General features: G+C 54.4%; 15 protein-coding genes. 10 read left to right on the forward strand and 5 right to left on the reverse strand.

The window, feature by feature from the left end; genetic code table 11:
- Positions 1 to 2: 2 nt before the first annotated feature.
- The 3 genes from ycaR to ACN9MQ_RS07500 all read left to right on the forward strand — a co-directional run bounded on the left by ycaR (position 3) and on the right by ACN9MQ_RS07500 (position 1,963).
- Positions 3 to 185, forward strand: a complete 183-nt coding sequence (gene ycaR / locus ACN9MQ_RS07490) for a protein YcaR (RefSeq protein ID WP_006174474.1) — start codon at positions 3 to 5, stop codon at positions 183 to 185.
- On the forward strand, positions 182 to 928 hold the full coding sequence (kdsB, locus tag ACN9MQ_RS07495; RefSeq protein ID WP_014169394.1) for a 3-deoxy-manno-octulosonate cytidylyltransferase: 747 nt from the start codon (positions 182 to 184) through the stop codon (positions 926 to 928). Before ycaR ends, kdsB begins: the two co-directional genes overlap by 4 nt.
- A gap of 141 nt (positions 929 to 1,069) precedes the next feature.
- On the forward strand, positions 1,070 to 1,963 hold the full coding sequence (locus ACN9MQ_RS07500; protein WP_014169395.1) for a YcbJ family phosphotransferase: 894 nt from the start codon (positions 1,070 to 1,072) through the stop codon (positions 1,961 to 1,963).
- On the opposite strand, the gene elyC is transcribed toward ACN9MQ_RS07500, so the two are convergent.
- A complete protein-coding gene (elyC, locus tag ACN9MQ_RS07505) occupies positions 1,940 to 2,719 on the reverse strand; it encodes an envelope biogenesis factor ElyC (RefSeq protein ID WP_121340036.1) in 780 nt (259 codons plus the stop codon). The two genes, ACN9MQ_RS07500 and elyC, sit on opposite strands and share 24 nt — an antisense overlap.
- 124 nt (positions 2,720 to 2,843) lie before the next feature.
- On the opposite strand from elyC, the gene cmoM reads away from it, so the two are divergent.
- The 7 genes from cmoM (at position 2,844) to ACN9MQ_RS07540 (ending at position 13,481) form a co-directional block, all read left to right on the forward strand.
- Positions 2,844 to 3,623: a tRNA uridine 5-oxyacetic acid(34) methyltransferase CmoM gene (gene cmoM / locus ACN9MQ_RS07510; protein ID WP_032677804.1), complete on the forward strand. Its 780-nt coding sequence runs from the start codon at positions 2,844 to 2,846 to the stop codon at positions 3,621 to 3,623.
- Positions 3,624 to 3,626: 3 nt separating this feature from the next.
- Positions 3,627 to 4,949, forward strand: coding sequence for a chromosome partition protein MukF (mukF, locus tag ACN9MQ_RS07515; protein ID WP_014169399.1), 1,323 nt, complete (start codon positions 3,627 to 3,629; stop codon positions 4,947 to 4,949).
- Positions 4,930 to 5,634, forward strand: a complete 705-nt coding sequence (mukE, locus tag ACN9MQ_RS07520; RefSeq protein WP_014169400.1) for a chromosome partition protein MukE — start codon at positions 4,930 to 4,932, stop codon at positions 5,632 to 5,634. Before mukF ends, mukE begins: the two co-directional genes overlap by 20 nt.
- Positions 5,634 to 10,085: a chromosome partition protein MukB gene (mukB, locus tag ACN9MQ_RS07525; RefSeq protein WP_014169401.1), complete on the forward strand. Its 4,452-nt coding sequence runs from the start codon at positions 5,634 to 5,636 to the stop codon at positions 10,083 to 10,085. Before mukE ends, mukB begins: the two co-directional genes overlap by 1 nt.
- A 176-nt stretch (positions 10,086 to 10,261) precedes the next feature.
- Positions 10,262 to 12,085, forward strand: coding sequence for a L,D-transpeptidase (ldtD, locus tag ACN9MQ_RS07530; RefSeq protein ID WP_049022596.1), 1,824 nt, complete (start codon positions 10,262 to 10,264; stop codon positions 12,083 to 12,085).
- Positions 12,086 to 12,261: 176 nt separating this feature from the next.
- Positions 12,262 to 12,813 (forward strand): YcbK family protein, encoded by a 552-nt coding sequence (locus tag ACN9MQ_RS07535; protein ID WP_014169403.1) that lies wholly within the window; start codon positions 12,262 to 12,264, stop codon positions 12,811 to 12,813.
- A gap of 20 nt (positions 12,814 to 12,833) precedes the next feature.
- Positions 12,834 to 13,481: an MBL fold metallo-hydrolase gene (locus ACN9MQ_RS07540; RefSeq protein ID WP_020884810.1), complete on the forward strand. Its 648-nt coding sequence runs from the start codon at positions 12,834 to 12,836 to the stop codon at positions 13,479 to 13,481.
- A gap of 50 nt (positions 13,482 to 13,531) precedes the next feature.
- Here the strand turns inward: ACN9MQ_RS07540 and aspC are convergent, their stop codons facing one another.
- The 4 genes from aspC to pncB all read right to left on the reverse strand — a co-directional run bounded on the left by aspC (position 13,532) and on the right by pncB (position 19,392).
- On the reverse strand, positions 13,532 to 14,722 hold the full coding sequence (gene aspC / locus ACN9MQ_RS07545) for an aspartate transaminase (protein ID WP_020884809.1): 1,191 nt from the start codon (positions 14,720 to 14,722) through the stop codon (positions 13,532 to 13,534).
- A gap of 185 nt (positions 14,723 to 14,907) precedes the next feature.
- Positions 14,908 to 16,014 carry a porin gene (locus tag ACN9MQ_RS07550; RefSeq protein WP_050736580.1) on the reverse strand — a complete coding sequence of 369 codons (1,107 nt, stop codon included), beginning with the start codon at positions 16,012 to 16,014 and terminating at the stop codon, positions 14,908 to 14,910.
- A 605-nt stretch (positions 16,015 to 16,619) separates the two neighbouring features.
- Positions 16,620 to 18,020: an asparagine--tRNA ligase gene (gene asnS, locus ACN9MQ_RS07555; protein ID WP_032677806.1), complete on the reverse strand. Its 1,401-nt coding sequence runs from the start codon at positions 18,018 to 18,020 to the stop codon at positions 16,620 to 16,622.
- 169 nt (positions 18,021 to 18,189) lie between these two features.
- Complete coding sequence (pncB, locus tag ACN9MQ_RS07560; protein ID WP_426021271.1) at positions 18,190 to 19,392, reverse strand: nicotinate phosphoribosyltransferase; 1,203 nt, start codon at positions 19,390 to 19,392, stop codon at positions 18,190 to 18,192.
- Between the last annotated feature and the right edge of the window lie 69 nt (positions 19,393 to 19,461).

The raw sequence follows: 19,461 nt of genomic DNA on the forward strand, positions 1-19,461 counted from the left end.
CTATGGATCACCGTTTACTTGAAATTATTGCCTGCCCGGTGTGCAACGGCAAACTTTATTACAGCCAGGACAAACAAGAGCTGATTTGCAAGCTGGACAGTCTGGCATTCCCGCTGCGCGACGGTATTCCGGTATTGCTGGAAAACGAAGCCCGCTCCCTGGTGGCAGAAGAGAGCAAACCATGAGTTTTGTTGTCATTATTCCTGCGCGTTATGCATCAACCCGTCTGCCGGGTAAACCGCTGGTGGATATCAACGGCAAACCGATGATTGTGCATGTCCTTGAACGTGCGCGTGAGTCCGGTGCTGAGCGCGTTATCGTGGCAACCGATCATCCGGACGTTGCCCGTGCGGTTGAGGCGGCTGGCGGAGAAGTGTGCATGACCCGCGCCGATCACCAGTCCGGCACAGAGCGGCTGGCAGAAGTGGTTGAGAAATGCGGTTTCAGTGATGATACTGTCATCGTTAACGTACAGGGCGACGAGCCGATGATCCCGGCGGTCATTATTCGCCAGGTGGCGGAAAACCTGGCGCAGCGCCAGGTCGGTATGGCTACGCTCGCGGTACCTGTGCTCCACGCTGAAGAGGCGTTTAATCCGAACGCGGTGAAAGTGGTGATGGATGCCGAGGGCTATGCGCTCTACTTCTCTCGCGCCACTATTCCCTGGGATCGTGATCGTTTTGCGGTTTCAAAAGAGACCATTGGTGATTCATTCCTGCGTCATCTGGGGATCTACGGCTACCGCGCTGGCTTTATTCGTCGTTATGTCACCTGGGCACCCAGCCCGCTGGAGCATATCGAAATGCTGGAGCAGCTCCGCGTGCTCTGGTACGGGGAAAAAATCCACGTTGCCGTTGCGCAGGAAGTGCCAGGTACGGGTGTTGACACCCCGGAAGATCTTGAGCGCGTCCGCGCCGAATTGCGTTAATAGCGCCCACATCCCTCCTTACGGGGGGATGTTCTCTCCAGGTTATTTTCCCTTTCTTTTCCATAATTGATCTCTGTCGGGTGACATCTTCTGTCCGCGCGCTCATTATAAAAGCAGTAGTCTTAATGGGGGTAATCTCATATGGAACAGCTGCGTGCTGAACTGAGCCATCTGCTGGGTGAGAAGTTAAGCAGGGTTGAGTGTGTGAACGAAAAAGCAGATACCGCACTCTGGTCGTTATATGACAGCCAGGGAAACCCAATGCCGCTGATGGCCCGAAGTTTTACCTCGCCGGGCGTTGCCAGGCAGCTGGCCTGGAAAATGTCGATGCTTGCGCGACAAGGGACCGTCCGCATGCCGACGGTGTATGGCGTGATGACGCATGAAGAACACCCCGGCCCCGATGTCCTGCTGATTGAGCGGTTACGTGGCGTGCCTGTGGAAGCGCCTGCTCGTTCACCGGAACGCTGGGAACAGCTGAAAGATCAGATTGTCGAGGCGCTGCTGGGCTGGCACAGACAAGACAGCGGTGGGCTCGTCGGGCCGGTAGACAGCACCCAGGAAAACCTGTGGCCACTGTGGTACCGCCAGCGGGTCGAAGTGTTGTGGGGCACCCTTAATCAGTTTAATAACACCGGTTTGACCATGCAGGACAAACGTATTTTGTTCCGCACCCGGGAGTGTTTGCCCGCGCTGTTTGACGGCTTTAACGACAACTGCGTGCTGGTTCACGGCAATTTTACCCTGCGCAGCATGCTGAAAGACCCTCGTAGCGACCAGCTCCTGGCAATGGTAGGGCCAGGGATCATGCTCTGGGCACCGCGCGAGTACGAGTTGTTCAGGCTCAGCGACAGCGGGGCCGCAGAGGGGTTACTCTGGCATTATCTCCAGCGCGCGCCGGTTGCAGAAGCGTTTCTCTGGCGCCGCTGGCTCTATCTGCTCTGGGATGAAGTGGCGCAACTGGTCAATACTGGCCGTTTTAATCGCGCCAACTTCGATCTCGCCACGAAATCACTCCTGCCCTGGCTCGCCTGACGCGCCTTTTAGCCATTGCCAGAGACGTCCAAGCGTTTCGTAACCGACACGATCGCTGTGCATCAGCCACACCGGGGACGGGATCGCCCGTTCCCACGGGTTAAGCGGCGCGTCGATGGCCATCTGGTTAGCCGGCGCGGGGAGGGGATGCAGGCCAACTCTTTCGAAGAAAATCATCGCCCGCGGCAGGTGCGAGGCGGACGTAACCAGCAGGAGCGGGGCATCGCCAATCGCCTGCTTCACGGCAGCAGCTTCTTCTTCGGTGTCTTTTGGGCTGTCCAGCGTGATGATAGCGGAACGCGGTACACCCAGCGATTCAGCCACTCTGGCTCCGGCTTCGGCCGTGCTGACCGGGTTTGTTTTTGCCGCCGCACCGGTAAAGATCATTTTCGATCCCGGATTCGCCAGCCACAGGCGAATGCCTTCGTTCAGTCGAGGCAGGCTGTTGTTAATCAGGTTTGAACTGGGCGCCCAGCTCGGATCCCAGGTGTAACCCCCACCCAGCACCACGATATACTTCACCTCCTGATGACCCTGCCATGTCGGGTACTTGTTTTCGACAGGACGTAACAGGCTATCCGCGACCGGCTGCAGACTCAGCAACAGCAGAACCAGCCAGCCGACGGTAATAAGGGTTTTGCCACTTTTCTGAAAGCGACTAAACCACACCAGCGCCAGCCCCAGCGCAATGATGATAAGCAGCAGTGGAAGGGGAAGCATCATCCCCCCAATGTATTTCTTCAGGGTAAAAAGCATCCTTTTTGGTTCCTTTTTTAACCATATAGCAGGTGATTACTCGTGATATTACACCAGAGAGGTTCATTCTCCGCGCGGGTGTGACAAAATAGCGGTTTTGCAGTTAGCGAGTGGAACTCTCCCAATGCGGGATCGCAATTTTGATGACATCGCGGAAAAGTTTTCGCGCAACATTTATGGCACCACGAAAGGGCAGTTGCGTCAGACGATCCTCTGGCAGGATCTGGACAACATCCTGGCCTCGTTTGAGGGGCAAACGTTGCGCGTGCTGGACGCTGGCGGCGGTGAAGGGCAGACGGCTATCAAAATGGCCCAGCGCGGTCATCACGTAACGCTTTGCGATCTTTCTGCTGAGATGATCGCGCGTGCGACGCGTGCCGCAGAAGAGAAAGGTGTGAGCGACAACATGCATTTTATACAATGCGCCGCTCAGGACATCGCACAGCATTTGGAAACCCAGGTTGATCTGATATTGTTTCATGCAGTGCTGGAGTGGGTTGCCGATCCGCAAAGCGTGTTACGCACCCTGTGGTCGATGTTGCGCCCGGGCGGTACGCTGTCACTGATGTTCTACAATGCTAACGGCTTCCTGATGCACAACATGGTTGCGGGTAACTTCGACTATGTTCAGGTCGGGATGCCAAAAAAGAAAAAACGCACGCTTTCCCCGGATTATCCGCGCGATCCACAGCAGGTGTATGGCTGGCTGGAAGAGATTGGCTGGCAGATAACCGGGAAAACGGGCGTCAGGGTGTTTCATGATTATCTGCGTGAAAAACACAAACAGCGTGACTGTTTTGACACCTTAACAGAATTAGAAACGCGGTATTGCCGTCAGGAACCTTTTGTCAGTCTTGGCCGCTATATTCACGTCACCGCGCACAAGCCGCAGATGCAAGGATAACCTATGAGTGAATTTTCCCAGACAGTCCCCGAACTGGTTGCCTGGGCCAGGAAAAACGATTTCTCCATCTCGCTGCCGGTAGACAGACTCTCCTTCCTGCTGGCGGTTGCCACGCTGAACGGCGAACGGCTGGATGGTGAAATGAGCGAGGGTGAACTGGTGGATGCGTTCCGCCATGTCAGTGATGCGTTTGAGCAAACCAGCGAAACCATTAGCGTGCGTGCCAACAACGCAATCAACGATATGGTGCGTCAACGTCTGCTGAACCGCTTTACCAGCGAGCAGGCGGAAGGAAACGCCATCTATCGTCTGACGCCACTGGGTATCGGCATCACCGATTACTACATCCGCCAGCGTGAATTTTCCACGCTGCGTCTTTCCATGCAGCTCTCGATTGTGGCGGGTGAACTTAAGCGCGCCGCCGATGCAGCGGATGAAAACGGTGACGAATTCCACTGGCACCGTAACGTCTATGCGCCGCTGAAATATTCGGTGGCAGAGATTTTCGACAGCATCGATCTGACCCAGCGTCTGATGGATGAACAGCAGCAACAGGTAAAAGACGATATCGCGCAGTTGCTGAATAAAGACTGGCGTGCGGCCATCTCCAGCTGTGAAATGTTGCTGTCGGAAACCTCGGGTACGCTGCGTGAACTGCAGGATACGCTGGAAGCGGCAGGGGATAAGCTTCAGGCGAACCTCCTGCGCATCCAGGATGCGACCATGGCCCATGACGATCTGCATTTTATTGACCGTCTGGTGTTCGATCTGCAGAGCAAACTCGATCGTATTATCAGCTGGGGTCAGCAGTCGATTGACCTGTGGATCGGTTATGACCGTCACGTGCATAAATTTATCCGTACCGCGATCGATATGGATAAAAACCGCGTCTTTGCTCAGCGTCTGCGCCAGTCGGTACAGACCTATTTCGATGCGCCATGGGCGCTGACTTACGCCAGTGCCGATCGTCTGCTGGATATGCGCGACGAAGAGATGGCCCTGCGCGATGAAGAAGTGACCGGTGAACTGCCACCGGATCTGGAATATGAAGAGTTCAACGAAATTCGTGAGCAACTTGCGGCGATGATCGAAGAACAGCTCGCTGTCTACAAAACCAGACAAGTGCCGCTGGATCTTGGGCTCGTGGTGCGCGACTATCTGGCGCAATATCCTCGCGCACGCCACTTCGACATCGCCCGCATCGTGGTAGACCAGGCCGTGCGTCTGGGCGTCGCGCAAGCAGATTTCACCGGGCTGCCGCCGAAGTGGCAGCCGATTAACGATTACGGAGCCAAGGTACAGGCGCATGTCATTGACAAATATTGAACAAGTGATGCCAGTTAAGCTGGCACAGGCGCTGGCGAATCCGTTGTTTCCGGCGCTGGACAGCCAACTGCGTGCCGGTCGTCACATTGGCTTAGACGAGCTGGACAATCACGCCTTTTTGATGGACTTCCAGGAGTACCTGGAGGAGTTTTACGCCCGCTATAACGTGGAGCTTATCCGCGCACCGGAAGGGTTTTTCTACCTGCGTCCACGTTCCACAACCCTGATTCCGCGTTCCGTGCTCTCTGAGCTGGATATGATGGTCGGCAAAATTCTTTGCTACCTCTATCTCAGCCCGGAGCGTCTGGCAAATGAAGGCATCTTCACCCAGCAGGAGCTTTACGACGAGCTGCTGGCGCTGGCGGATGAGAGCAAGCTGCTTAAGCTGGTGAACAACCGCTCCACCGGCTCGGATCTTGACCGCCAGAAATTGCAGGAAAAAGTTCGCTCTTCCCTTAACCGTCTGCGTCGTCTGGGCATGGTCTGGTTTATGGGCCATGACAGCAGCAAATTCCGCATCACGGAATCTGTCTTCCGCTTCGGCGCCGATGTGCGTGCGGGCGACGATGCGCGTGAAGCGCAGCTTCGCATGATCCGCGACGGTGAAGCGATGCCGGTGGAAAACCATTTGCAGCTCGACGATGAGCATGAAGAGAATCTGCCGGATAGCGGGGAGGAAGAGTAATGATTGAACGCGGTAAATTTCGCTCACTAACGCTGATTAACTGGAACGGCTTCTTTGCCCGGACGTTCGATCTGGATGAGCTGGTTACGACGCTCTCCGGTGGTAACGGTGCGGGTAAATCCACCACCATGGCGGCGTTTGTTACGGCACTGATCCCCGATCTGACGCTGCTCCATTTCCGTAACACCACCGAAGCGGGGGCGACCAGCGGCTCTCGCGATAAAGGCCTGCACGGTAAGCTCAAAGCAGGCGTCTGTTATTCGGTTCTGGACGTGATTAACTCCCGACATCAGCGTGTGGTGGTGGGGGTACGTCTGCAGCAGGTCGCAGGCCGTGACCGTAAAGTGGACATTAAACCGTTTGCCATCCAGGGTCTGCCAACCTCCATGCAGCCCACAGCGCTGCTGACGGAAACCCTGAATGAGCGCCAGGCGCGCGTGCTGACGCTGCAGGAGCTGAAAGATAAGCTCGAAACCATCGAAGGCGTGCAGTTCAAGCAGTTCAACTCCATTACGGATTACCACTCCCTGATGTTCGATCTGGGCGTTGTGGCGCGTCGTCTGCGCAGCGCGTCTGACCGTAGCAAATACTACCGTTTGATCGAAGCATCGCTGTACGGTGGTATCTCCAGCGCCATTACCCGCTCCCTGCGCGACTACCTGTTGCCGGAAAACAGCGGCGTGCGTAAGGCCTTCCAGGATATGGAAGCCGCGCTGCGTGAAAACCGCATGACGCTCGAAGCCATTCGCGTGACGCAGTCTGACCGTGACCTGTTTAAGCACCTGATTAGCGAGGCCACCAACTACGTGGCGGCGGACTATATGCGTCACGCCAATGAACGTCGTGTCCATCTCGATCAGGCGTTAGAGTACCGCCGCGAGCTGTTTACCTCCCGTAAACAGCTGGTGGCTGAGCAGTATAAGCACGTCGAAATGGCGCGTGAACTGGGCGAGCACAACGGTGCCGAAGGCGATCTGGAAGCCGATTACCAGGCTGCCAGCGATCACCTGAACCTGGTGCAGACCGCCCTGCGTCAGCAGGAGAAGATCGAGCGCTACGAAGCGGATCTCGATGAGCTGCAAATTCGTCTCGAAGAGCAAAATGAAGTGGTGGCGGAAGCTGCCGACATGCAGGAAGAGAACGAAGCACGTGCTGAGGCCGCCGAGCTGGAAGTGGATGAGCTGAAAAATCAGCTGGCCGATTACCAGCAGGCGCTGGACGTGCAGCAGACGCGTGCAATTCAGTATACCCAGGCACTTCAGGCGTTACAGCGTGCAAAAGAGCTGTGTCATCTGCCTGACCTCACCCCGGAAAGCGCTGACCAGTGGCTGGATACCTTCCAGGCCAAAGAGCAGGAAGCGACCGAGAAACTGCTCTCGCTTGAACAGAAGATGAGCGTCGCGCAAACGGCGCACAGTCAGTTTGAGCAAGCGTACCAGCTGGTTGTGGCAATTAACGGCCCGCTTGCGCGTAACGAAGCGTGGGAAGTTGCCCGTGAACTGCTGCGCGACGGTGTGAACCAGCGCCATCTGGCCGAGCAGGTTCAGCCGCTGCGTATGCGCCTGAACGAGCTGGAACAGCGTCTTCGCGAACAGCAGGAAGCCGAGCGTATGCTGGCGGAGTTCTGTAAGCGCCAGGGCAAAAATTACGATTTCGACGATCTTGAAGCTCTGCATCAGGAGCTCGAAGCGCGTATTGCTGCGCTTTCCGATTCTGTATCCAACGCCAGTGAACAGCGCATGACGCTGCGCCAGGAGATGGAACAGCTGCAGTCCCGTTCTAAGGTGCTGCTGCAGCGTGCACCAGTCTGGCTGGCTGCCCAAAGCAGCCTGAACCAGCTCAGTGAACAGTGCGGCGAACAGTTTGAGTCCAGCCAGGACGTGACCGAATATCTGCAACAATTGCTGGAGCGCGAGCGCGAGGCGATTGTTGAGCGCGATGAAGTCGGCGCCCGTAAACGTGAGATCGATGAAGAGATTGAGCGCTTAAGCCAGCCTGGTGGTTCGGAAGATTCACGTCTGAACGCCCTGGCTGAACGTTTTGGCGGCGTGCTGTTGTCCGAAATCTATGACGATGTCGGTCTGGACGATGCGCCGTACTTCTCAGCCCTGTATGGCCCATCACGTAACGCGATTGTGGTCCCGGATCTGTCGCTGATTGCTGACCAGCTGGCAGGGCTGGAAGATTGCCCGGAAGACCTCTATTTAATCGAAGGGGACCCGCAGTCGTTCGATGACAGCGTATTCAGCGTCGATGAGCTGGAAAAAGCGGTTGTCGTCAAAATCGCCGATCGTCAGTGGCGTTATTCTCGCTTCCCTGAGCTTCCGCTGTTTGGTCGCGCAGCGCGTGAAAACCGGATTGAAAGTCTGCACGCCGAGCGTGAGACGCTGTCTGAACGTTTTGCGACCCTGTCGTTTGACGTGCAGAAAACCCAGCGTCTTCATCAGGCGTTCAGCCGCTTTATCGGCAGCCATCTGGGCGTGGCGTTTGAAGCTGACCCGGAAGCCGAAATTCGCAAGCTCAACACTCGTCGCGGCGAGCTTGAGCGTGCGATCTCAAACCATGAAAATGACAACCAGCAAAGCCGCGTTCAGTTCGAACAGGCGAAAGAGGGCGTTGCGGCCCTTAACCGCATCCTGCCTCGCCTGAATCTGCTGGCAGATGACACGCTGGCTGACCGCGTGGATGAGATTCAGGAACGTCTGGATGAAGCTCAGGAAGCGGCACGTTTTGTTCAGCAGTACGGTAATCAGCTGGCGAAGCTCGAACCAATGGTCTCCGTGTTGCAGAGCGATCCGGAGCAGTTCGAGCAGTTAAAAGAAGATTACGCCTGGTCGCAGCAGGTGCAGCGCGAAGCGCGCCAGCAGGCGTTTGCCCTGACGGAAGTGGTGCAGCGCCGGGCTCACTTCGGCTACTCCGATTCCGCGGAGATGCTGAGCGGTAACAGCGATCTCAATGAGAAGCTGCGTCAGCGCCTTGAACAGGCTGAAGCGGAACGTACTCGCGCCCGTGACGCGATGCGTAGCCACTCGGCACAGCTGAACCAGTACAATCAGGTCCTGGCCTCGCTGAAAAGCTCCTTCGACACCAAGAAAGAGCTGTTAAACGATCTTCAGAAAGAGTTGCAGGACATTGGCGTCCGTGCTGACAGCGGAGCAGAAGAGCGGGCGCGTATCCGCCGTGATGAACTGCATGCGCAGCTCAGTAATAACCGCGCACGTCGTAATCAGCTGGAAAAAGCGCTGACCTTCTGTGAAGCGGAAATGGATAACCTGACTCGTCGCCTGCGCAAGCTGGAGCGTGATTATCACGAAATGCGTGAGCAGGTCGTGACCGCGAAGGCGGGCTGGTGCGCCGTCATGCGGATGGTGAAAGACAATAACGTTGAACGCCGTCTGCATCGTCGCGAGCTGGCCTATCTCTCTGCGGATGAACTGCGCTCTATGTCGGATAAGGCGCTGGGTGCCTTGCGTCTGGCGGTGGCGGATAACGAACACTTGCGCGATGTGCTGCGTATGTCCGAAGATCCGAAACGCCCTGAGCGTAAGATCCAGTTCTTCGTAGCCGTTTATCAGCACCTGCGTGAGCGTATTCGTCAGGACATCATTCGTACCGACGATCCGGTCGAAGCCATTGAGCAGATGGAAATCGAACTGGGCCGCCTGACGGAAGAGCTGACCTCCCGCGAGCAGAAACTGGCTATCAGTTCCCGCAGCGTGGCGAATATCATCCGTAAAACCATCCAGCGCGAGCAGAACCGAATACGCCAGCTGAACCAGGGCTTGCAGAGCGTATCGTTTGGTCAGGTAAACAGCGTGCGTCTGAACGTGAACGTGCGTGAAGCGCACTCGACGCTGCTGGAAGTGTTGTCTGAACAGCACGAACAGCATCAGGATCTGTTTAACAGCAACCGTCTGACCTTCTCCGAAGCGCTGGCGAAACTGTATCAACGCCTTAATCCGCAGATTGACATGGGGCAACGCACGCCGCAAACCATTGGTGAAGAGCTCCTGGATTACCGTAACTACCTGGAAATGGAAGTGGAGGTTAACCGTGGTTCAGACGGCTGGCTCCGTGCGGAGTCCGGTGCACTCTCTACCGGTGAAGCTATCGGTACCGGGATGTCGATTCTGGTGATGGTGGTCCAGAGCTGGGAAGATGAAGCACGTCGTCTGCGCGGCAAAGATATCTCCCCATGTCGACTGCTGTTCCTGGATGAAGCGGCGCGTCTTGACGCCCGCTCAATTGCCACGCTGTTTGAACTCTGTGAGCGTCTTGATATGCAGCTCATTATCGCAGCGCCGGAGAACATCAGTCCTGAGAAAGGCACCACGTATAAACTGGTGCGTAAGGTATTCCAGAATACCGAACACGTTCACGTGGTCGGGTTACGCGGTTTTGCCCCACAGCCGCCAGAATCCTTACCGGAAACAACGGCAGACGCGTCCTGAGGCGTTTTCCAACCGTGAGCGGCGCACTAGCGCCGCTTTTTTTTCGCTTAACTTGTGTTTAAGGCTGCGTTATCTTTAAACTTCTTTACATAAGGTAAGGCAACAGGTTTGCCGTCACCCTATAATAAAAGAAAGCCCCAACGTGATGGGCATGTCGTGAAAACAGGGGGCAAGGGATGTTGCTAAAGAAAAAATGTGGTCGTCAGCTGTCTGCGCTAAGTTTATGCCTGGCAGTGACGTTTGCTCCACTGTTAACCGCTCAGGCCGACGAGCCTGAAATTGTGCCGACTGACAGCACAGCAACGACTGGCACACAGCCAACGTCGCTGTCTCAACCGCTGGAGCAGTCTCCTGCGACGGCCATCATGGCCGGTATTAAACCGTTGCCAGAAGGCATCGACGCGGTATCGCTTCGCCAGCAGTTGCTGTCTGGGCTGCCAGCAGGCTACACGCCTGTCTATACCAGTCAGCTCACGCTGCTCTATGCGGCGCGTGACATGAAACCCATGTGGGAAAACCGTGATGCGGTGCGCGCCTTCCAGCAACAGCTGGCAGAAGTCGCCATTGCAGGGTTCCAGCCGCAGTTCACAAAATGGGTTGAGCTCTTAACCGATCCTGCTGTCACCGGGCAGGCGCGGGACGTGGTGCTTTCCGATGCCATGATGGGGTATCTCCAGTTTGTGGCCGGTATTCCGGTCAATGGTAACCGTTGGTTGTACAGCGATAAGCCTTACAAGCTGGCGACTCCGGCCCTGTCGGTAATTAACCAGTGGCAACTGGCACTGGATAGTGGCGATCTGCCGCGCTTTATTGCGAGCCTCGCGCCGGCACATCCGCAATACGCGACCATGCATCAGTCGCTTCTGGAACTGGTCGGGGATTCACGTCCATGGCCGCAGATGCGTGGTACCGCGACGCTGCGTCCTGGACAGTGGAGCAGCGATGTGCCTGCCCTGCGTGAGATCCTCAAACGCTCCGGTATTCTGGATAGCGGGCCTAAAATTGCCCTGCCGGGTGACGATGCGCAAAGCGTCGTTGTCAGCCCGTCAGCCCCGGTGAAAGAGAAAAAAGCCGCCGTTCTGAGTGATAAGCCCGCGGCCTACGATCGGGAGCTGGTTGCAGCGGTTAAGCAGTTTCAGGCTGCTCAGGGGCTGGGTGCTGATGGCGTGATTGGCCAGTCAACGCGCGACTGGCTGAACGTCTCACCTGCGCAGCGGGCAGGGGTGCTGGCGCTCAATATCCAGCGTTTACGCTTGCTGCCAGGGACTCTCTCTACCGGCATCATGGTGAATATTCCGGCGTATTCGCTGGTCTATTACCAGAACGGCAGTGAAGTGCTGGCGTCACGCGTGATTGTGGGACGTCCCGATCGCAAAACGCCGATGATGAGCAGTGCGCTGAACAACGTGGTGGTTAACCCGCCGTGGAACGTACCGCCGACGCTGGCACGTAAAGACATTCTGCCCAAGGTCTGGAACGATCCGGGTTACCTGGAACGCCATGGCTATACGGTGATGCGCGGCTGGAACAGCAAAGAGGCGATAGACCCCTATATGGTCGACTGGTCAACCATTACCGCGTCTAATCTGCCATTCCGGTTCCAGCAGGCACCCGGTGCACATAACTCGCTCGGACGCTACAAGTTCAATATGCCGAGTTCAGATGCTATCTATCTGCACGATACGCCGAACCACAATCTGTTCCAGAAAGATACCCGCGCGCTGAGTTCAGGCTGTGTGCGTGTCAATAAAGCCTCGGAGCTGGCTAATATGCTGTTGCAGGATGCAGGCTGGAACGATACGCGCATCTCTGACGCCCTGAAGCAGGGAGATACGCGTTACGTTAATATTCGCCATAATATTCCGGTCAATCTTTATTATCTGACGGCGTTTGTGGGTGAGGACGGGCGGACGCAGTATCGTACAGATATTTACAATTATGATCTCACGGCGCGATCCGGCGCACAAATTTTGCCAAAAGCTGAACAATTAATCAGGTAAATGAAGCAGTTCGGGAAAATAGGTTGTCGTAAGTAATGGTGAATACGGGGCTATATGGCTGGAGGCCGCGTATTTACTGGGATTGGGTGCCTTGACGTAGTCGGCTTTGCCAGTTAAGGTGCCCTTCGTGCGCTAAGCATATTTACGATAAACATTGACCTGTAGACCTGATTATCATGGACAAATTTGACGCTAATCGCCGCAAACTGCTGGCGTTAGGTGGTGTTGCGCTCGGCGCAGCGGCCATCTTGCCGACGCCAGCATTTGCCACCCTCTCGACACCTCGTCCGCGAGTTTTAACGCTCAACAATCTCCACACCGGTGAGTCGTTAAAAGCGGAGTTCTTCGATGGCAGAGGCTATATTCAGGATGAATTAGCAAGACTTAACCATTTTTTCCGTGATTTCCGCGCGAATAAAATAAAAGCCATCGACCCAGGATTGTTTGATCAGTTATTCCGCCTTCAGGGCCTGCTGGGTACCAGCAAGCCAGTGCAGCTTATTTCTGGTTATCGCTCTGTTGATACCAATAATGAACTGCGCGCCCACAGTCGTGGGGTAGCGAAAAAAAGCTATCACACGAAGGGACAGGCAATGGATTTCCATATTGAAGGCGTTTCGTTAGCCAATATTCGCAAAGCTGCGTTATCTATGCGCGCAGGTGGTGTAGGATATTACCCAAGTAGCAACTTTGTGCATATTGATACCGGTCCGGTCCGGCACTGGTAATAACGAAACACAGGAGCAGTATGAACTATCGCATTATTCCGGTTACTGCATTCTCCCAGAATTGTTCATTAATCTGGTGTGAGCAAACCAAACTGGCCGCGCTTGTCGATCCCGGCGGTGACGCTGAGAAAATCAAGCAGGAAGTCGCTGATAGCGGTGTCACGCTGATGCAGATTTTACTGACGCATGGTCATCTTGATCATGTTGGTGCGGCGGCGGAGCTCGCACAGCACTTCGGTGTGCCTGTGATCGGTCCGGAAAAAGAAGATGAGTTCTGGCTGCAGGGTTTACCAGCCCAGAGCCGCATGTTTGGCCTTGATGAGTGTCTGCCCCTGACGCCCGATCGCTGGCTAAATGAAGGAGAGCGCGTTAACGTAGGGAATGTGACTTTACAGGTGTTGCATTGTCCTGGGCATACGCCAGGCCATATTGTCTTCTTTGATGACCAGTCCCGTCTGCTGATTTCCGGCGATGTGATTTTCAAAGGTGGCGTAGGACGCAGCGATTTTCCACGTGGCGACCACGGACAGCTGATTCAGTCGATTAAACAGAAGTTGTTGCCGCTGGGCGATGATGTGACGTTTATCCCTGGACACGGTCCGATGTCGACGCTGGGTTATGAACGACTCCATAACCCGTTCCTTCAGGACGAAATGCCTGTCTGGTAACCAGAATAAAAAAAAGCCTGCATTATGCAGGCTTTTTTTATGGGGGCAATTTACAGCACGGCGACGATGGCTTCGCACAGCGGCGCCATATTGTCTGGGGTCATGCCTGCAACGTTGACGCGGCCAGACGCCACGGCGTAGACGCCAAACTCTTCACGCAGACGCAGAACCTGTTCTTTGGTCAGGCCGCTGAAAGAGAACATACCGTTCTGCTTAATAATAAAGCTGAAGTCACGGTCAGCGCCTTTCTCCGCAAGGGTGTTCACAAACAGCAGACGCATGCGCTGAATACGCTGACGCATATCGTTCAGCTCTTGTTCCCAGATAGCGCGCAGTGCATCGTTGCTCAGGATAGTCGCAACGACAGAGGCACCGTGTGCAGGCGGGTTAGAGTAGTTAGCGCGGATCACGGATTTCATCTGGCTGAATGCACGATCAACGGTTTCAGTGTTCGCCGCAACCAGCGTACAGGCACCGACACGCTCATTGTACAGACCGAAGTTCTTGGAGTAAGAGCTTGCCACGATCAGTTCCTGATGCACGGCAGCAAAAGCGCGCAGGCCTTCCGCATCTTCTTCCAGACCACGGGCGAAGCCCTGGTATGCAAAGTCAAACAGCGGCAGCCAGCCTTTTTCTACGGAGAGCTTCGCCAGCTGTTCCCACTGTTCAAGCGTTGGATCAATACCGGTTGGGTTGTGGCAGCAGCCGTGGAACAGCACCACATCACCCGCCTGAGCCTCGTTCAGGCTGGCCAGCAGACCGTCGAAGTCCAGAGAGTGGTTAGCTGCGTCGTAGTAAGCATATTCGCGTACTTCCAGGCCTGCAGAGTTGAATACGCTCTTGTGGTTTGGCCAGCTTGGGTTGCTCACCCAGACACGCTTAACAGAGGTGTTTTTCGCAAGGAAATCCGCCGCGACGCGCAGCGCGCCGGTACCGCCAGGGGTCTGTGCTGTACGCGCACGCTTGTCGCTCACAATTGCACTGCCTTTGCCGAACAGCAGTTCCTGAGTGCAACGACCAAATTCAGGGATACCATCAATACCGAGGTAATTTTTGGTGGTTTCATTTTCCAGCAGATACTGCTCAGCTTTTTTAACGCTGGTCAGCACCGGGGTTTTGCCGGTTTCATCTTTATATACACCAATACCCAGGTTGATTTTACCTGGGCGGTCGTCGGCACGAAACAGATCGGCCAGGCCCAGAATAGGGTCGGCAGGAGCGGCGGTAATGTTCTCAAACATGACGAAGTTCCATTGTGATTACAGAAGTGAAATCCGCTATCAGGTTAACGGTAGATTTACAAAATGCCAACCGTTTGCGACAAAAAGCGTGCGGCTTTTCAAAAGTCGCCATTTTTTGCTATCAGACATAAAAAAAACAGGGCCGAAGCCCTGTTCATTAAGCATATAACAAAGTGGTGTACTGATTAGAACTGGTAGGTCACACCCACAGCTGCCATATCGTCGTTGCCGTTCAGACCGCCAACCGCTTTCGCGTAGTCGGTGTCTTTGTCCAGCAGGTTGATGTAGTAGTCAGCCCACACGTTGAAGTTTTTGTTGAAGTAGTAAGTGGTACCCACCTGGATGAATTTAGCCAGGTCTGCATCGCCACCGCTGAAGCCGCCGACGGCAGCCAGGTCTTTACCTTTGGTCTGCACGTAGGAGATGGCTGGACGCAGGCCGAAGTCGAACTGGTACTGAGCAACCACTTCGAAGTTCTGAGTTTTGTTAGCAAAACCAGCATCACCGCTAGAACCGGTACGGGTGGTGTTACGGGTTTCTGCATAGGTGGTTGCCAGGTACAGGTTGTTAGCGTCGTATTTCAGACCAACACCCCATGCTTCAGCTTTGTCACCCTGACCATCAGCCTTCTGGTTCAGAGTACGGTTAGCGTTGCTGTAAGATGCGATCGCACCGAAGCCTTCGCCGAAGTCGTAACCCAGGGAGTAACCTACGCCGTCACCGTTAGAGGTTTTAACGTCAGCACGGTCGTTTTTACCCTGGTACTGTACGCCCATGCTCAGACCGTCAACCAGACCGAAGAAATCGCTGTTACGGTAGGTCAGCAGGCCAGTGCCACGGCTGGTCATAAAGTTATCAACGTAGTTACCGCCCCAGGTCATACCTGAGAAGGACGGCGCCATATCGGTGTATGACTCAACGTCATACACGATACCGTAGTTACGACCATAGTCGATGCTGCCAGCGTCACCCGCTTTCAGGCCCGCGAAAGCCAGACGGTTTTTGTTCGCCTGAGCAGTGTTCTCAGCCTGGTTAGCCATGAAACGGTATTCCCACTGGCCATAACCGGTCAGTTGGTCGTTGATCTGAGTTTCACCTTTGAAACCGATCTGCGCGTAGGTAGCGTCGTTGTTATTCGTGTTATCGCCAGAGGTCACGAAATCGTGCTCGGCGTTAACTTTCCCGTAGAAGTCCAGTTTGTTGCCGTTCTTGTTATAGATTTCTGCAGCGTTAGCTGCACCGGCTACCAGCAGGGCAGGGATTACCACTGCCAGAATATTGCGCTTCATCATTATTTATTACCCTCATTGGTTTTTTTATGACACTCGCCACTGCCGTCAATAAATTCTGTCAATAAATATTTCCGGAACTATTGATGAGAGTTAGGTGTCTTTATGTATCTGACAGGCATCTTTCCATTCATAGAACCGTTTCGCTAGCCTGAAAGTGCTACAATTCTCAAGATTAAGTTACAAAAAGAAATCATGTGTAACCAAATGTGTATTTTCCGGAACTTTGTGAACCACCTCAAATTTCAGCGTCCACTGGCGAATTAAACGGCAGATGCTTTGATATCTATATGAAAAGCTTATAATTAATTTAGATAAAGGCAATTCGTATAAACAGAAGCCAAACGGCTCATTTTTTCTTATGACCCGAAAGAGACTTCTGGATGGCTGTAAAGCTGGTTGAATTTTGTGCTATTGCTTCAGATTGCAATAAGCGCAATAAGAATAGGGTTTATTTTTTGTGCGCAGATGTTTCGTGGAAACAAAACGTAACAGGTAGTGGCTGTAACGGGTTTGTGGTTTAAAAATGCTGACTTTGCGCTGACGAAAACTGACAATGCAGAATAAAATAATGGCCAGCAATTGCTGGCCATTTGTTATTCAGTCGATTAGAAACTGGCGTTACGCGGTGTGCGTGGGAATGGAATAACGTCACGGACGTTCTGAACACCGGTGACATAGGCGATCAGGCGCTCAAAGCCCAGACCAAAACCGGCATGCGGGACGGTACCGTAACGGCGTAAATCGCGATACCAGCTGTAATCCGCAGGATTAAGGCCCATCTCTTCCATGCGTGCGTCCAGTACGTCAAGACGCTCTTCACGCTGAGAACCACCGATGATTTCACCAATGCCCGGTGCCAGAACGTCCATCGCCGCAACGGTTTTACCGTCTTCGTTAAGGCGCATATAGAAGGCCTTAATGTCTTTCGGGTAGTTTTTCACCACAACCGGTGCTTTGAAGTGCTTCTCAGCCAGGTAACGCTCGTGCTCAGACGCCAGGTCGACGCCCCAGTAAACCGGGTTCTCAAACTTCTCACCGCATTTCTCGAGGATGGCCACCGCGTCGGTGTAGTCCACCTGCGCGAAATCTGCCGAGACGAAACGCTCCAGACGTGCGACTGCATCGCTGTCGACACGTTCTGCGAAGAATTTCATGTCGTCAGGACGCTCTTCCAGCACCGCTTTGAAGACATATTTGAGCATCGCTTCTGCCAGACCCGCGACATCATCCAGATCTGCGAACGCCACTTCAGGCTCCAGCATCCAGAATTCCGCCAGGTGACGGCTGGTGTTGGAGTTTTCTGCACGGAAGGTAGGACCAAAGGTGTAGATTTTGGACAGCGCGCAGGCGTAAGTTTCACCGTTGAGCTGACCAGAAACCGTCAGGAAGGCCTCTTTACCGAAGAAGTCTTTGTCATAGTCCACTTTACCTTCTGGGGTACGCGGCAGGTTTTCCATGTCCAGCGTAGAGACGCGGAACATTTCACCCGCGCCTTCCGTATCGGACGCGGTGATCAGTGGGGTAGACACCCAGAAATAACCCTGCTCATCGAAGAAACGATGCAGCGCCTGCGCCAGCGTATGACGCACGCGGGCAACCGCACCAATCAGGTTGGTGCGTGGACGCAGGTGCGCCACTTCACGCAGGTATTCGATGCTGTGACGTTTTGCCGCCATTGGGTAGGTGTCGGGATCTTCAACCCAGCCAGTGACTTCAATGGCTGAGGCCTGAATTTCGAAACTCTGACCCTGACCAGGTGATGCCACAACAACACCGGTTACGATAACGGAACAACCCGTTGTCAGGCGCAGAACGTCATCATTGTAATTGGGCAGAGAATTATTAATGACGGCCTGTACAGGATCAAAGCAGGAACCGTCATAGACGGCAAGGAAGGAGATGCCAGCTTTAGAATCTCGGCGAGTACGCACCCATCCGCGCACGGTGACTTCTTGGTCAACGGCGACACGGCCCTGGAGTACGTCGGCTACAGGCACAACGCTCATAATATTCTCTCTGTTAATAGTCGGAAAAAATAAACACTTGTCCACCCTTACTGGGGGGGATATCTATGTTACCTGGCATCCGCCATCAGACAAGCAGATTTCGCAGTCAAAAGAGAAGAATTAAGAAATAAATTGAGGAGAGGGGAGCCTGAAAGGCTCCCGAAAGCGGTTAACTGGCTTTTTTGATCTGCGGCAGATCGAATGCTTTGCGTAATGCGCGCACAAAGGCTTTGTCATGGCAGATGGTTTTACCGGGGCTATCGGAGAGCTTCGCTACCGGCTTACCGTTACATTCCACCAGTTTTATCACGATGTTCAGAGGTTTTACCTGAGGGATGTCGCAGGTCAGGCGGGTGCCAATCCCAAAGCTCAGGTTAATTCTGGAGGTGAAATGACGATAGAGATCGACCGCTTTCGCCAGATCGAGGTTATCAGAGAAGACCAGCACCTTGCTCATTGGGTCAATGCCCAGTTTTTCGTAATGGGCAATGGCCTTTTCACCCCATTCAACCGGATCCCCGGAATCATGGCGTAATCCCTGATAACGTTCGGCAAATTCAGGGCCAAAATCACGCAGGAACGCGTCCATCGTAATACAGTCGGTAAGCGCGATGCCCAGTTGATTGGGATACTCTTCCAGCCACGCGGCCAGTGCGGCACGCTGGCTGTTTGCCAGGTCCGGGCTTATCTGCTGATGCGCCTGGAACCACTCATGCGCCTGGGTACCCATTGGGGTCAGATCCAGACGACGTGCCAGATCGTAGTTGCTGGTGCCCACGAACCACGGCTCCTGCTGCAGACGCTTCACAATAGCCTGCTGCACTTCGCGAGAGAAACGGCGACGCGTGCCAAAATCCATCAGGCGGAAGCAGGACATATCCAGCCCTTCGGTCAGCGTTGAGAATGCGGCCAGTTTATTTTCCAGCGACGCGACCGCCTGCTCAACACCGGTTTCCGGCGAACGGTAGCGGTGGGCCAGTTCACTGATCACCGCGAGAAGCGGAACTTCCCACATGATCACTTCACGCCACGGGCCTTCAAGACGAATATCCAGCTTGCCGTTATCATTGACCACGGTCACCTGCTCCGGCTTATAGCGGAAATCGCGCAGCCAGTTCAGGTAGTCAGCTTTAAAGAAGGGCAGGCCAGAGAGCCACTGATATTCGTCGTCCTGCAGCGTCAGATGCTGCATAGCATCGACCTGTTCACGAATGGAGTCTGCGTAGATACCGAGCAAGTCGTCACCACGGCAGCGGAATTCCGCCGCGACATGGACGTCATAGTAATGGTGGAAAACGGCTTGCTGCATATGCAGTTTATACGCGTCGGTATCCAGCAATGTATGCAGAACAGGAGAAGCGAATTGAGTCATAGGTGCGCAGTAGCATCCTCTCACAGGAGCGTTTAGTACAATAAACAACTCCGGAGTATACCTTGTTTA

This window comes from Enterobacter sp. R-25 (assembly GCF_049913205.1).
In the GTDB taxonomy this organism is placed as follows: Bacteria; Pseudomonadota; Gammaproteobacteria; order Enterobacterales; family Enterobacteriaceae; genus Enterobacter; species Enterobacter ludwigii.